Here is a 12,928-nt window from a genome sequence, read left to right on the forward strand (position 1 = left end):
TCTTTGCTAGATCTTGCCCTTACACTAAATCCTTGACCCAGTCTTTGAGCAGATCGAGCAAACTTGCCCCACCCCAAAAGACAGCAATCAAAATAGAAATAGAAACGGCGGCTCCAAAGAGACAAATCACCAGTCCTGCCAGACAGATGGCACCATCATCTTCTAGTAAACCAAAGCCGGTGACAAAGATGCCAATCGCCGGGAGCGTGTTGGTCCCAGGGATAATAATCATCATTGAGATTGCCATCAAAGCAATCGCACAGCCAATCACAACTCGCCCCACAGGTGTCGTACACACTGGCAGTAACCGAGGACGGGCGATGGCTTCAATTCGTTTTAGCCACGGTAGCCCAGCTTTGAGGAAAGACTGCACTTTTGGCAGTGATATGGAATGCTTTGCAAACCGTTGAGGGACCCAAGGCTGCTGGTGGCCTAGGACAAGCTGCGTTGCTAGCAGAAATAGCACAATCCCAAAGGGAACTGAATAGCCCGGTGCCGGAACGGGCAAGGCTGAAGGCAGCGCGAGTAAAACAAAGAGAAAGCCAAAGACCCGTTCCCCTGAGATTTCCAGTAGGTCTTGCAAGGTAACGTTGGGACTGCGCTCAGTTTCCAAAAACTCACGCTGAAGTTCAGCAGATAAACGGGCCATAGAAGTGGTCGGGATGGACAGTCACAAAATTATAAGGGCTGTAATGCAGCCAAAACTGCCGCACAATTTTTAGATATTCCAAACCTATTGCCCTCGCTGAGAGTAATTGAGTCATGAGTGCTCAATCGTCATCTGGTGCTAGGTCATATCGATAATCTGGAAAAGCAAGGGGCCAGCAAATTATGAAAATCACTCACAATTGTGACAGGTAATCCCGTCTTAGTCATAAAAAGCTCTGTTACAATTTCGACATTGCTTTTTGGCCTAGAATAGTTTTCATTCTAAGAGCACGCCATGATTTGACTGCTGGAACCTAAACAGCGTTTCGAGTCGCATCGACAGAGTTGGTCGCGTTGCTCTCCAGCTTAGCCACTGAATTGAGTGCGCTGATCAACACCCGCATATATTGAACACTGCAACCAGCAAAAGGATCATATGACTACACAAGTAATGCCCAAGCCCCAGACAGGTCCGGCGGCCCAAGACTATAAGGTCGCAGATATCTCCTTGGCCGATTGGGGACGCAAAGAAATTGCTATTGCCGAAGGTGAAATGCCGGCACTAATGACTATTCGTGCTAAATACCGAGACAGTAAGCCGCTGCAGGGCGCTAAGATTCTCGGCTGCATTCATATGACCATTCAGACGGCGGTTTTGATCGAAACCCTCTGTGAATTGGGGGCTGAAGTTCGCTGGTCCTCTTGCAATATCTTTTCAACTCAGGATCATGCTGCTGCTGCCATTGCCGCTTCTGGGGTGCCCGTCTTTGCCTGGAAAGGGGAAACCGAAGACGAGTATATGTGGTGCATCGAGCAGACTTGCCATACTCCTGCGGGTGATCTGTGGGAGGCCAACATGATTTTGGATGATGGTGGTGACCTGACCGGCCACATTCACGAGCAATACCCTGAAATGCTCACCCGGATTCACGGTGTCACTGAAGAGACCACAACGGGGGTCCACCGGCTGCTGGAGATGCTGGAGAAAGGAACGCTGAAGATTCCAGCCATTAATGTCAATGATTCAGTTACGAAGGCCAAGAACGACAATAAATACGGCTGTCGCCATAGCCTTAATGATGCGATTAAGCGCGGCACCGACCATCTGATGGCCGGTAAGAAGGCTCTTGTGATTGGCTACGGCGATGTGGGTAAAGGTTCCGCTGCTTCTCTGCGCCAGGAGGGCATGATCGTTAAGGTGACTGAGGCTGATCCGATTTGCGCCATGCAGGCCTGCATGGATGGCTTTGAAGTGGTTTCGCCTTATCTCAATGGTCACAATGACGGTAGCGCGAACAGCGTTAACGCTGAGCTGTTGGCTAAGACTGACCTAGTGGTCACTACGACAGGAAACTTCAATGTCTGTGACGCCAACATGCTCAAGGCTCTGAAGTCAGGAGCTGTGGTCTGCAATATTGGTCACTTTGATAATGAGATCGATACAGCTTATATGCGTAAAGAATGGCGTTGGCAAGAAGTGAAGCCTCAGGTCCATCAGGTCTACCGCAGTGATGCGGCTGATGACTTTTTGATTCTCTTGTCTGAAGGTCGCCTAGTGAATTTGGGTAATGCGACCGGACATCCTTCGCGGATTATGGATGGTTCCTTTGCGAATCAGGTTCTAGCACAGATGTTCTTGTTTGAGCGCAAGTTTGCTGATTTGCCGGCTGACCAGCAGGCGAAGGCGCTGACGGTTGAGGTGTTACCCAAACAGCTTGATGAAGAGGTCGCCCGCTATATGGTGGAAGGCTTTGGAGGCGTGATCACGAAACTGACGCCAGACCAGGCTCAGTACATTAATGTTCCAGCAGCCGGTCCATTCAAGCCAGACAGCTATAAGTACTAAAGCCGTAAGTGCAGAGGGAATCAAACCTTCATAACTAGGAGCGCAGGGCATTATTTAGTGCCCTGCGCTTTTTTGTGAGGTTACCTGGTTGGCTGGGAACCTCTACTGGGGTTCTGAGTCCTTTAAACTGATACAAAAGTTTGCTGCATCACCCGATGCTCTATGACGGGCGATTTCAGGATGTGAGTACCGAAATCGCAAGCGCTCTTCTGTTGATCAAGGTCTATTGCGGGAATATTTCTATGAGGTACGTTTACAAATCAGCCGGTTTGCTGTTGGGTTGCTCAACGATCGGTTTTGTCGCTCTTGCTCCTTTGGGACTGTCGCCTCTAGCAGCGCAGACGGAGGCGGCACCTACTGTCACGGAAGAGTCAGTGGCTCCACCAGCGACGCAAGATGCTGGTGCTGAACCTGCTGCAGAAGAGTCATCTGCTACGGTGGCGGAGTATGTGCGGCAGGGCGATCGCCACTATGCGGCGGCGGATTATGAAGATGCGATCGCATCCTACACCCAGTCTCTCGAACTTTTCAATAGAAACGCTTACGCCTATTACAATCGGGGCAATGCCTTTCGTCAGCTCGATAATTACAAAGAAGCCTTAGCAGACTACAATCGTGCCTTACAGATCAACCCTGAGAATATCTTTGCCTACCTCTATCGAGGGATGGCGCTGCAAGAGCTAGGGGAAGATCAGGGGGCCGTGGCAAGCTTTAGCGCGGCAATTGAGCGCAATGGCTCTAATCCCCTCGCCTTTGAAAAGCGGGGAGAAGCTTACCACGCGATAGGGGATAAGCAGGCCGCGCTAAAAGACTTAGAACAAGCATTGAAACTCTACAAAAAAGCAGACAAGTATCGCCAAGAGCGTGCTGTGGAAAAGCAAATTAAAAAGGTGAAATCCAGTAAAGGGGCTTCTGAGTCAGAAACCTCCGCTGCCGATGCCTCCACCCCAGAACCTCCCGCTCCCTAGGTGCAGCTCAGCGCTCTGGCTTCGCCGCCTTTAACCGAGTACACCACCAGCTCTGCGCTTCAGACGTGAGCTTCGTGGTGTACAGCGTCATCACAAAAATAGCCCCTGGCTGACCGTAGTTTAAAAGCTCAACGCAATAAGAGGCATAGCGACGCGTCGCCATATCGACTACTAAGCGACGACCAATCCGCCGCCAGCTTGGTTCTTTGCTGTGCCACTGCAGGCGGCAGCAGGGCCAAGGGAGCTGTTCGCGGTCGTAGAGACGACAGCAGGGGCCAATCACCCGATAGCTAAACTGCTGTCCCGAACTCTGGAAAATATACCCTGTGGGCCAGGGATGCTCAGGGACAGGGGGATCAAGACGATTCAAGCTGGGATGAGCGACAGGAATCACGGTGGTGAGCGTCTAGGAACGATTGGACTTCGGCTGCGGTGGGCTGAGATGCGATCGCACCTGGCTTGAGCGTAGCCAGCGCACCCACAGCACTAGCATATCGAATCATCTCCTTGAGCAGAGAGGCATCCTGGAAATCTCCATGATAATGAAAGTCTCGCGCACAGCACTGATGCAGAAAACCGGCTAAGAAAGCATCACCTGCCCCTGTCGTATCGACAACGGGAACTCGAAAGGCCTCTGTGTGGCCGCAGCAAGCCGAGATTTTATACCGACATCCTTTTGCCCCTGCCGTGACTAGCACCCCCGCCTGCGGATATTCTCGGGCAATCTGTTCTGGATCGGTTGTATTGAAAAGCCACTGCGCTTCTTCCTCTGACAGCTTTAGCATTTGGACCTGCTGGAGCAGATCCAAAATCATGGGTTTGGCTAACGTCGGCTGAGGCCAAAACATCGGCCGCCAATTGATATCGATCCAAACCTTGACACGGTGCTTCTGGGCCAGCCGCAGCGCCTGAACAATTGCGCCACAGGTCTCTGGATAGGCCAGCGCTAGGGTGCCCATCACGAGGTAGTCTGCCGTTGCGAATAAAGACTCAGGCAGGGCATCCGCCTGTAGATAGGCATCGGCAAAGTCGGTGGTTTGATGGTCACCAAACCCCGAGAAGATGCGATCGCCTGCCTCTGATCTCGTCACGTAGACTTGGCGCGTGGGCTCCTCCCGCTGCTGGATGCCCGTTCGATCCACCTGATGTTGGTCAAGCAGCTCTATCAATTGCTGCCCCCAGCGGTCCTGTCCCAGGCACCCGATGAAACCCGCCGTTGTTCCCAGCTTGGCCAGGGCGCAGGCAACGTTCGCAGGTGCGCCACCTGGGTAGGGCGTCCAAGATTTGACTTCAGTGAAGGGCCGTCCTAGCTGATCGGCGAGGCAGTCCCACAGAACTTCCCCTAAACAGAGAACCTGAGGACTGTTCTGCACATCAACGACCAAGGGCTATTGTGCGTTTTGACGGGCTTCAGCAAAGATCTCATCAAGGATCTCTTGAGCACCCTGCTCCCGCACCTTTGCTGCCAGTTCACTGCCCAGCGCTTCTGGATCGGTACCGGTCACCTGATCTTTGATCAATCGCTTACCGTCTAGGCTGGCCACCATACCCACAAGCGTTAGCTGATCGCCCTCAAAGCTGGTGTTGACGCCAATGGGAACCTGGCAGCCGCCCTCTAGTTCTCGCAGAAAAGAGCGTTCGGCAAGGCAGCGAAGCGTACTGGGCTGGTGGGCTAAGCCCTGTAAGATTGACAAAATTTCTTCGTCACCCTCTCGACATTCAATCCCCAAAGCGCCTTGGCCGACGGCGTGGAGCGAGATCTCTGCTGGGATGGCCTGATGGATGCGATCGCCAAAATCTAGGCGCTGTAGACCGGCCACTGCCAAAATAATGCCGTCATACTCTCCGGCATCTAGCTTGCCGAGCCGCGTGTTTAGATTGCCCCGAATATCTTTGAACTCCAAGTGCGGGTAATGGTAGCGAAGCTGGGCCAAACGCCGTAAAGAAGAAGTCCCAATCACGCTGCCTGCCGGTAGCGTCTCAATTTTATATTCTTGATAGTCGGCGTGAACCACCAAAGCGTCTGCGGGGTCAACGCGCTCGGTAATTACGCCCAATCCCAACCCCTCAGGCAGCATTGTGGGTAAATCCTTGAGGGAGTGAACGGCCAAATCAGTTTCCTGCTTGAGCATGGAAACCTCTAGCTCCTTGGTGAACAGACCCTTATCACCAATCTTCGCCAGCGCTACATCTAAGATATTGTCGCCCTGCGTGCTCATTGTGCAGACTTCAAAGGTGTGGTCGGGATAAAGTCGCTGGAGTTCGCCTTGAACCCAGTGTGTCTGAACTAAAGCCAGTTGGCTCTTACGGGAACCAATACGAATAGTGGAGCTAGGGGCGGACATAGATGTTTAAAGTTACGACCAGGATATTGGACGGCCAATCCTTTAAAGATTGACTTAAAACCAGCTTACAGAATTCCGGGGAACACCTCACAGAAGATGTTAGCCCCCAGACAGAGTTTCTAGGGCCTGAAAGGCAGATGGGTCTTCAGAAGCTGCTACTGAGACCGTGGCCCTGCGCAATCATGATGTAATCTAAACTACGAGATTCATCATGATGTTTTGCGCTCTCAGTTCCTAATTCAGGGAACGATGTCATGGGTCAGAAGCGTTTACGTTGAATCTATAGTGATATCTGCGACTCTCGTTCATTAGAACGTTCAAGCTCAACTCCTCCAAGGTCAGCTCGTGGTGCTGCTCAAGTTTGCGGCAGCCTTTCTCACGGTGCGTTATAGGACTCTACCAACTTTGCTGAGGCTCGTTCATGCAACCTGCGTCGTTTTCGATCATTCTCCGACTTTGCCAAAGCTATCTGCTGTGCTTCTGTTGTCTTGGCAGCACCGCTTTGGCGCAAACGCCACCGGGGCCTGAAGCGCCAGGTGGAATTCCTGATGGCCTATTGCCTGAAGATGCACCTGACGAGCTAGATCGTCTCAACCCTATTCTACGCCCTCCACTGGAACCTGTGCCCCCTCGAGTATTGCCCCGAGAGGAGCCGCTCCCGCCTCCAGAGGAACTCCTGCCGTCACCTACGCCTCAAGCCCCTCCGGCAGATTTACCTGGAATCCCTGGGCAGATCACGGTTAAAGCCTTCCGCGTTGTGGGCAGTACTGTTTTTACTGAGGCTGAGCTAGCTAAGGTAACGGAGCCGTTTACGAACCGTCCGGTCACTTTTGCGGAGTTATTACAGGCTCGGTCAGCCGTTACCAAGTTTTATGTGGATAATGGCTACGCTACGTCGGGGGCTTTTATCCCGGCTGATCAGGTGATTGAAGAAGATACCGTCACTATTCAAGTGATTGAAGGTTCCCTTGAAGATATTCGCATCACGGGCAACAATCGCCTGAACTCCAGCTATGTCAGACGGCGTCTGCGGCGAGCGGGACGGTCCCCACTGAAGGTTGATCGCCTGTTGGAGGCGCTGCAGCTCCTGCAGCTTGACCCTTTGATTGATAATTTGTCGGCTGAGCTGTCGGCCAGTGCCCAACCCGGTTTAAGTTTGCTCGAGGTGGCGGTCACGGAGGCCGATAGTTTCAGTGTGCAAGTTGGGCTAGATAACTTGCGATCTCCCAGCATTGGCAGCTTCCAGCGCCAAATTCAGGTGGAGCAGCTCAATCTATTCGGGTTCGGGGATGCAGCTCGCTTGGCCTATGCCAACACCGACGGCAGTAATCAAGTGAATGTCAGCTACACCGTTCCGGTCAATGCTAGCAACGGCACGGTGGGCGTAAATTTCAGTCAAGCTTGGAGCCGAGTGATTGAAGAACCCTTTGATCTGCTCAGTATTAGGGGCGTATCGCGAGATCTCAATGTGGCCTATCGCCAGCCTATTTTGCGTCGGCCCAACCAAGAGTTTGCCCTAGGTCTGAGCTTTGGCCGCCGTGAAAGCGAGACTTCCATTGCAGATCCTTTGACCGGGGAACGCATTGATTTTCCGTTTCCTGGCTCTGGTTCTGACGCGTCTGGGCAGACAAAGGTGACGGAGCTTAAGTTTGCTCAAGAATTTACAAAACGCGATCAAAAGACGGTGCTGGCTCTGCGGTCTGAGTTCGCGCTGGGACTCGATGCTTTGGGGGCGACGGATAACCTAGAGTCTCCCGACGGGCAGTTTTTTCTCTGGCGGGGACAGGCCCAATGGGTGAAACGTCTTGCGCCTGACACCTTGGTGCTGCTGCGATCTAATCTTCAGTTTGCAGATCGCCCTCTGCCCTCTCTGGCGCAGTTTGGCTTGGGCGGCGGAGATAGCGTGCGCGGCTTCCGGCAGGATTTATTGTTGGTAGACAATGGTGTTTTTGGGTCTGCTGAGGTTCGAATCCCTATTCTGAGGGTTGCTAGGCGGCAGGGGATTCTTCATGTTGTTCCGTTTATCGATGTTGGATATGGTTCGAATATCGGAGAAGACCGCAGTATTGACGGCTCGAATACTCTGTTTGCGGGGGGTGTGGGTCTACGCTGGCAGTGGAACGATCGCATCACTGCGCGATTAGATTGGGGTGTACCGTTTACGGAGGTGGGAACAGAGTCGAGTGGTTTTGACAACAGCCGCGTGTTCTTTTCGATCAACGCGACCTTATTCTGATGTACAGCGACATCGACTCTAGAGGCCTTAAGATGGTCATATTGGCCGATCAAAACTAGGCCAATTTTGTAATACTTCGCTCATCGACGTATAGACGTATATTAATCTGACGCGACCTGGAATATATACATGGATACTAAGGCCTTTAAGCGATCCCTTCATCAGTCTGAGCAGTACCATCGCCGAGGATTTGGCCATGAGGCGGCGGTCACCGATCTGCTGCACCGTGAATATAACAGCAATCTGATTCAACAGATCCGAGAGCAGAACTATTTTCTCCAGCGAGGAGAGGTCACCATTCACCTGGCAGAGTCCTTCGGTTTTTGTTGGGGTGTCGAACGTGCGATCGCACTAGCCTACGAGACTCGCCGTCAGTTTCCCACCGAACGGATCTGGATCACCAACGAAATTATTCATAACCCTTCCGTTAATCAGAACCTGCGTGACATGAACGTGGACTTCATTCCGGTACTGGAAACAGGAGAGAAAGATTTCTCTGTCGTAGAAGGCAATGGTGACGTTGTGATTCTGCCCGCCTTCGGTGCCAGCGTTCAAGAGATGCAGTTGCTCAACGATAAAGGCTGCACAATCATGGATACCACCTGCCCGTGGGTGTCTAAAGTCTGGAACTCTGTAGAAAAGCATAAAAAAGGGGACTACACCTCCATTATCCACGGCAAATATAAGCACGAAGAAACCATTGCTACTAGCTCCTTTGCCGATAAATATCTGGTGGTCCTTAACCTAGAAGAAGCGCAGTACGTTGCCGATTATATTTTGGATCCAGCAGGGCGTCGTCAAGAATTCCTTGATAAATTTGCCAGTGCTCACTCCGTTGGCTTTGACCCTGATATCGACTTAGTGCGGGTGGGGGTTGCCAACCAAACCACGATGCTCAAAGGGGAAACTGAGCAGATCGGGAAGCTGTTTGAGCGCACCATGATGCGCAAGTATGGTCCCGCTGAAGTCAATCAGCATTTCTTGAGCTTTAACACCATCTGTGACGCCACACAGGAGCGTCAGGATGCCATGTTTGAACTCGTAGATCAGCCCCTTGACTTGATGATGGTGATTGGGGGGTTCAACTCCTCTAACACCACTCACCTCCAAGAGATTTCAATCGAGCGAGATATTCCCTCCTATCACATCGATAGTGCGGCTCGGCTCGGTCCTGGCAATCGCATTGAGCATCAACCCCTCAATCAAGACCTAACGGTTACAGAGGGCTGGCTACCAGACGGCCCCATTGTTGTGGGCGTCACGTCTGGAGCCTCGACCCCCGACAAGGTGGTCTCAGATGTTGTTGAGAAAATCTTTGAGCTTAAAAATAAAACTGTAGAGCTGGTTTCAAACGCCTGAAACGACCTCTAAGAGCCACAGTCACGGGAACGCAAAAAGCCGTCTGGCATCACTGTATTGCAGAGTATGGCTCTCTCAAGGTCGGCTAAATCGACCTGGGCACCCCTGAGATTTGTGGCTCTGAGCAATGCACCCTCGAGGTTTGCGCCTTTGAGGTTCGTGCCGTTTAGAGTTGCCCCTCGTAAATTCGCACCGCTTAAATTAACGTCACTTAGATCTGCCCCATTGAGGTTGGCGGTGGCAAGATTTGTGTTGGCAAGATTTGCGGCAGCTAAGGTTGACTCTTCGATTTTGAGGCTTTGCAGATTTGCGCCCTCTAGATTGGCATTGCTTAAATCACTGAGCGTAAACGTGGCATTCTTGAGTTTTGCCTCCTGTAGGTTGGCCCCCTGCAGATTCTCTTTGCGGAGCCGGATGCCTTCGAGATCACAGCCTTCGCAATTGGCGTCTTTGCGCAGGACTTGAATGTTTTTAATCGCGGCCCGAGAGACGGGGGTCAGGCTGATCTGATCGGCGCTGGCTTCCCCCATCGGCAAGCTCCACAGCAAAACCATCATTACTAGCAACACAGCTTTTTTCACAATGTTCGTCATCTATCCACCTCGTTCAAGTGCCGGAGTTATGCTCGATGTCTCTTGCTGGCGCGGCTTTGAGTCCGCTGTCAACAGCGCAACGCCGACAATTATAGGGGGCGTCAGACGGTGAATTTTGACTTGGAGACAAAACGTAGGATTGCTCGATGAGTCGTCTATTCTCAAATCTTGAGTTCCGCCAAGATGGCCTGAAGCATCGACCCGGCAGTCAATGGGGTTGCACCGCTCTGATTGCGGGAACCACGGTGGGGGCCGGGATTTTGGCGCTACCTGCGGTGACGGTGGGGGCGGGCGTGATTCCGTCTACGGTGATGCTGCTCGGAGTGTGGCTCTATGCCTTAGCGGCGGCCTTACTAATTGTGGAGGTGAATGTACAGACTCTTTGCGTTGTGGGTCGTCCAGGGCTGGGGCTGTTGGCGATGATTGACTCTACCCTGGGCAAGGCAATGGCCTGGACTGCAGCGGTCGCCTATCTATTTCTGCACTATGCCCTACTGGTGGCCTATGCGGCTCAGGGCGGCGATATTCTCGTCACTGCGCTTCAGCCTCTTGTGTCGTTGTCTTTCCCCACTTGGATGGGGATTTTGGGGTTTACGCTTCCCCTCGGTAGTTTCGTGTGCTGGGGGCGAACGGGTTGGGTTGAGACCTTCAATTCGATCCTGGTGGGTCTGATTCTCTGCTCATTTTTCGGCTTGCTGTTGTTCGGAGTGCGGCTGGCGGATCCGAGTCAGGTCCAGCTCCAGCACTGGCAGCTTGCCCCTCCTGCTGTTTCAGTGATGCTGGTGGCGCTGTTCTATCACAACGTGATCCCGGTGGTGACCACTCGCTTAGAGGGAGACATTCGCAAGATTCGTCAGTCCATTGTCGTGGGATCTGCTATCCCCTTGGCAATGTTCCTGTTGTGGAATGCCGTGATTCTTTGCTGCATTGTGCCCGATGGCCTTCAAGATAGTCTGTTTGATCCGTTGATGGTGCTGCAGAGGCAGTATCGTGGTGCCGCTCTGGGGGATTTGATTGCGGTTTTTTCAGTGGTTGCGATCGCAACCTCCTTTATTGGCTTCACCTACGGACTCCTCGATCTTTTTCAAGATCTGTGGTCAGCAGAAGCGCCTCGTCTACCGCTATATGCACTGACCCTGATCCCCACTCTCAGCCTAGCCACCTTGAATCCCGCTATCTTTTTTACCGCCCTCGACTATGTTGGCACCTTCAGTATTACGATTTTGGGCGGTATCTTCCCCACCGTGATGGCCTGGAAGCAGCGGCGGCAGGCCCCAAATGCCCCCGACCTGCTCCCCGGTGGGAACTTCAGCCTAGCTTTGATGCTGCTCTGTTCCACCACTGTGATTGCCACCCACCTGCTCAGCTCCCCTCTCTGAGGCAAAGGTTAAGTTTCATGTCATAATTTAACCTGAAGATCAAAACCTACAAGAAGCGTCAAGCCATGTCTAGTGAGACAAAAACCAACACTTCCCTAAAGCGCTATGAGTGCAAGTCTTGCGGCTACGTTTACGAACCCAAGGAAGGCGATAGTCGGCGCGATATCCCGGTGGGGACACCCTTTGAAGAACTCCCTGAAGACTGGACTTGCCCCGTCTGTCGGGCCGAGACCAAGCAGTTTATGGATATTGGATCAGTGGGCGCCCCCTCAGGTTTTCAAGAGAACCTTGGCTATGGCATCGGCGTCAATTCGCTGACGCCCGGTAAAAAAAATCTACTCATCTTTAGCGTATTGGGTCTCTTGGCTTTGTTCTTGCTAAGCTTCTATAGCCTAGGCTAAGGCCCCTGACCTTAAGGCTTAATATCTTAAAATTTGTTTTCCTGAAATGGCTTCGCCATCCGCCCTTAAAATCATGCGATCGATACTGAAATTTTTACAACGAACGACAATGCTGCTGGCAGCCGTTGTGCTCTGTGCTGCCTGTCAGTCTCTGCCCGCGGTTGAGACATTGTCCTGGGAGCCCGTGACCCTGCCCACAGAGGCCAGTCCTTTGGACGTTGACTTCATCTCCGACGATCACGGTTGGCTGGTGGGAAGCGAATCAACCCTGCTGGAGACCTTCGACGGCGGCAAGTCTTGGGAACCTCGCTCCCTCGAGCTAGGAGATTCTGAGTATCGATTGACGTCTATCAGCTTTTCTGGTGACGAAGGCTGGATTGCTGGTGAGCCTGCACTCTTGCTGCACACCACTGACGGCGGTAAATCCTGGTCAAAGATTGGCCTGAGCGCCAAGCTGCCGGGTATTCCTAAGGTTATTACAGCTCTGGGGCGTGACTCTGTTGAAATGGCTACCGATCAGGGCGCAATTTACGAGTCCAATGATGGTGCTCAGCACTGGGATGCCAAAGTGATCGAGTCGGTGGGAATCACCCGCAACATTCGCCGCTCACCTGGCGGTCAGTATGTTGCCGTCTCAGAACGCGGCAACTACTACTCTATCTGGCAACCCGGCATGAGAGCCTGGGAGCCTTACAATCGTAACGATTCGCGCAAGCTGCAGCGCATGGGCTTTGACACCAATAATCAGCTTTGGATGCTCAGTAGAGGCGGTCAGATTCAGCTCAGCGAAGGGACACCCTTCGGTGGCGAAGAAGAATGGAGCGAACCCATTCGTCCGAACTCAGGCGGGATCGGCCTTCTTGATCTAGCCTATCGGACCCCCAATGAACTCTGGGCTTCGGGGGGCAGCGGCACGCTGTTGCGCAGTACCGATAACGGCGAGACTTGGGAGCAAGACGTGACGGTTGATAACATTCCTAGCAGTCTCTTTAAGGTGATCTTTGTTTCCCCTGAGCGCGGGTTTATTACCGGGCAGTCCGGCGTCCTGCTGCGCTATATTGGCGGAAATTCCCAAGCGGCTTAGACGCGAACGCGAGGTGCCCTGGCGATAGCTTTTTCCTGGGAAAAAGTTCAGTCAAAGACCCTCGCAATC

The 12,928-nt window shown here is 52.6% G+C and carries 12 protein-coding genes; 7 read left to right on the top strand and 5 right to left on the bottom strand.

Annotated elements, in window-relative coordinates:
• Window positions 1-19: 19 nt before the first annotated feature.
• Complete coding sequence (locus C1752_RS13055) at window positions 20-649, bottom strand: exopolysaccharide biosynthesis protein (protein ID WP_110986511.1); 630 nt, start codon at window positions 647-649, stop codon at window positions 20-22.
• 435 nt (window positions 650-1,084) lie between these two features.
• On the opposite strand from C1752_RS13055, the gene ahcY reads away from it, so the two are divergent.
• Both ahcY and C1752_RS13065 read left to right on the top strand, forming a co-directional pair.
• Window positions 1,085-2,494, top strand: a complete 1,410-nt coding sequence (gene ahcY / locus C1752_RS13060) for an adenosylhomocysteinase (protein ID WP_315865259.1) — start codon at window positions 1,085-1,087, stop codon at window positions 2,492-2,494.
• Between the two features lie 242 nt (window positions 2,495-2,736).
• Complete coding sequence (locus tag C1752_RS13065) at window positions 2,737-3,462, top strand: tetratricopeptide repeat protein (protein WP_158535089.1); 726 nt, start codon at window positions 2,737-2,739, stop codon at window positions 3,460-3,462.
• A gap of 7 nt (window positions 3,463-3,469) precedes the next feature.
• On the opposite strand, the gene C1752_RS13070 is transcribed toward C1752_RS13065, so the two are convergent.
• Genes C1752_RS13070 through hemC form a run of 3 tightly spaced genes read right to left on the bottom strand, consistent with a single transcriptional unit; the run spans window position 3,470 to window position 5,807 of the window.
• A complete protein-coding gene (locus C1752_RS13070; RefSeq protein WP_233501585.1) occupies window positions 3,470-3,856 on the bottom strand; it encodes a DUF8632 family protein in 387 nt (128 codons plus the stop codon).
• Complete coding sequence (locus tag C1752_RS13075; protein WP_110986608.1) at window positions 3,819-4,835, bottom strand: carbohydrate kinase family protein; 1,017 nt, start codon at window positions 4,833-4,835, stop codon at window positions 3,819-3,821. The genes C1752_RS13070 and C1752_RS13075 overlap by 38 nt, the downstream gene beginning before the upstream one ends.
• Window positions 4,836-4,850: 15 nt before the next feature.
• Window positions 4,851-5,807 (bottom strand): hydroxymethylbilane synthase, encoded by a 957-nt coding sequence (hemC, locus tag C1752_RS13080; protein WP_110986514.1) that lies wholly within the window; start codon window positions 5,805-5,807, stop codon window positions 4,851-4,853.
• Window positions 5,808-6,228: 421 nt separating this feature from the next.
• Here hemC and C1752_RS13085 point away from each other — a divergent pair, with 421 nt between their 5' ends.
• Window positions 6,229-8,043: a ShlB/FhaC/HecB family hemolysin secretion/activation protein gene (locus C1752_RS13085; RefSeq protein ID WP_110986515.1), complete on the top strand. Its 1,815-nt coding sequence runs from the start codon at window positions 6,229-6,231 to the stop codon at window positions 8,041-8,043.
• 129 nt (window positions 8,044-8,172) lie between these two features.
• Window positions 8,173-9,402 (top strand): 4-hydroxy-3-methylbut-2-enyl diphosphate reductase, encoded by a 1,230-nt coding sequence (locus C1752_RS13090; protein WP_110986516.1) that lies wholly within the window; start codon window positions 8,173-8,175, stop codon window positions 9,400-9,402.
• Between the two features lie 8 nt (window positions 9,403-9,410).
• On the opposite strand, the gene C1752_RS13095 is transcribed toward C1752_RS13090, so the two are convergent.
• Complete coding sequence (locus tag C1752_RS13095; RefSeq protein ID WP_233501586.1) at window positions 9,411-9,995, bottom strand: pentapeptide repeat-containing protein; 585 nt, start codon at window positions 9,993-9,995, stop codon at window positions 9,411-9,413.
• Window positions 9,996-10,141: 146 nt separating this feature from the next.
• Here C1752_RS13095 and C1752_RS13100 point away from each other — a divergent pair, with 146 nt between their 5' ends.
• The 3 genes from C1752_RS13100 (at window position 10,142) to C1752_RS13110 (ending at window position 12,859) form a co-directional block, all read left to right on the top strand.
• Complete coding sequence (locus C1752_RS13100; protein ID WP_110986517.1) at window positions 10,142-11,374, top strand: amino acid permease; 1,233 nt, start codon at window positions 10,142-10,144, stop codon at window positions 11,372-11,374.
• A gap of 65 nt (window positions 11,375-11,439) precedes the next feature.
• Window positions 11,440-11,775, top strand: a complete 336-nt coding sequence (locus C1752_RS13105; protein ID WP_110986518.1) for a rubredoxin — start codon at window positions 11,440-11,442, stop codon at window positions 11,773-11,775.
• A 73-nt stretch (window positions 11,776-11,848) separates the two neighbouring features.
• Window positions 11,849-12,859 carry a photosynthesis system II assembly factor Ycf48 gene (locus C1752_RS13110; protein ID WP_110986519.1) on the top strand — a complete coding sequence of 337 codons (1,011 nt, stop codon included), beginning with the start codon at window positions 11,849-11,851 and terminating at the stop codon, window positions 12,857-12,859.
• Window positions 12,860-12,928: the final 69 nt, after the last annotated feature.

Origin of the sequence: Acaryochloris thomasi RCC1774 (genome assembly GCF_003231495.1) — a bacterium.
In the GTDB taxonomy this organism is placed as follows: Bacteria; Cyanobacteriota; Cyanobacteriia; order Thermosynechococcales; family Thermosynechococcaceae; genus RCC1774.

Bases quoted from the DNA above. Each gene is read 5' to 3' on its own strand.
- C1752_RS13055 (WP_110986511.1), bottom strand. From the start codon at position 649: ATGGCCCGTTTATCTGCTGAACTTCAGCGTGAGTTTTTGGAAACTGAG.
- ahcY (WP_315865259.1), top strand. From the start codon at position 1,085: ATGACTACACAAGTAATGCCCAAGCCCCAGACAGGTCCGGCGGCCCAA.
- C1752_RS13065 (WP_158535089.1), top strand. From the start codon at position 2,737: ATGAGGTACGTTTACAAATCAGCCGGTTTGCTGTTGGGTTGCTCAACG.
- hemC (WP_110986514.1), bottom strand. From the start codon at position 5,807: ATGTCCGCCCCTAGCTCCACTATTCGTATTGGTTCCCGTAAGAGCCAA.
- C1752_RS13085 (WP_110986515.1), top strand. From the start codon at position 6,229: ATGCAACCTGCGTCGTTTTCGATCATTCTCCGACTTTGCCAAAGCTAT.
- C1752_RS13090 (WP_110986516.1), top strand. From the start codon at position 8,173: ATGGATACTAAGGCCTTTAAGCGATCCCTTCATCAGTCTGAGCAGTAC.
- C1752_RS13095 (WP_233501586.1), bottom strand. From the start codon at position 9,995: ATGACGAACATTGTGAAAAAAGCTGTGTTGCTAGTAATGATGGTTTTG.
- C1752_RS13100 (WP_110986517.1), top strand. From the start codon at position 10,142: ATGAGTCGTCTATTCTCAAATCTTGAGTTCCGCCAAGATGGCCTGAAG.
- C1752_RS13105 (WP_110986518.1), top strand. From the start codon at position 11,440: ATGTCTAGTGAGACAAAAACCAACACTTCCCTAAAGCGCTATGAGTGC.
- C1752_RS13110 (WP_110986519.1), top strand. From the start codon at position 11,849: ATGCGATCGATACTGAAATTTTTACAACGAACGACAATGCTGCTGGCA.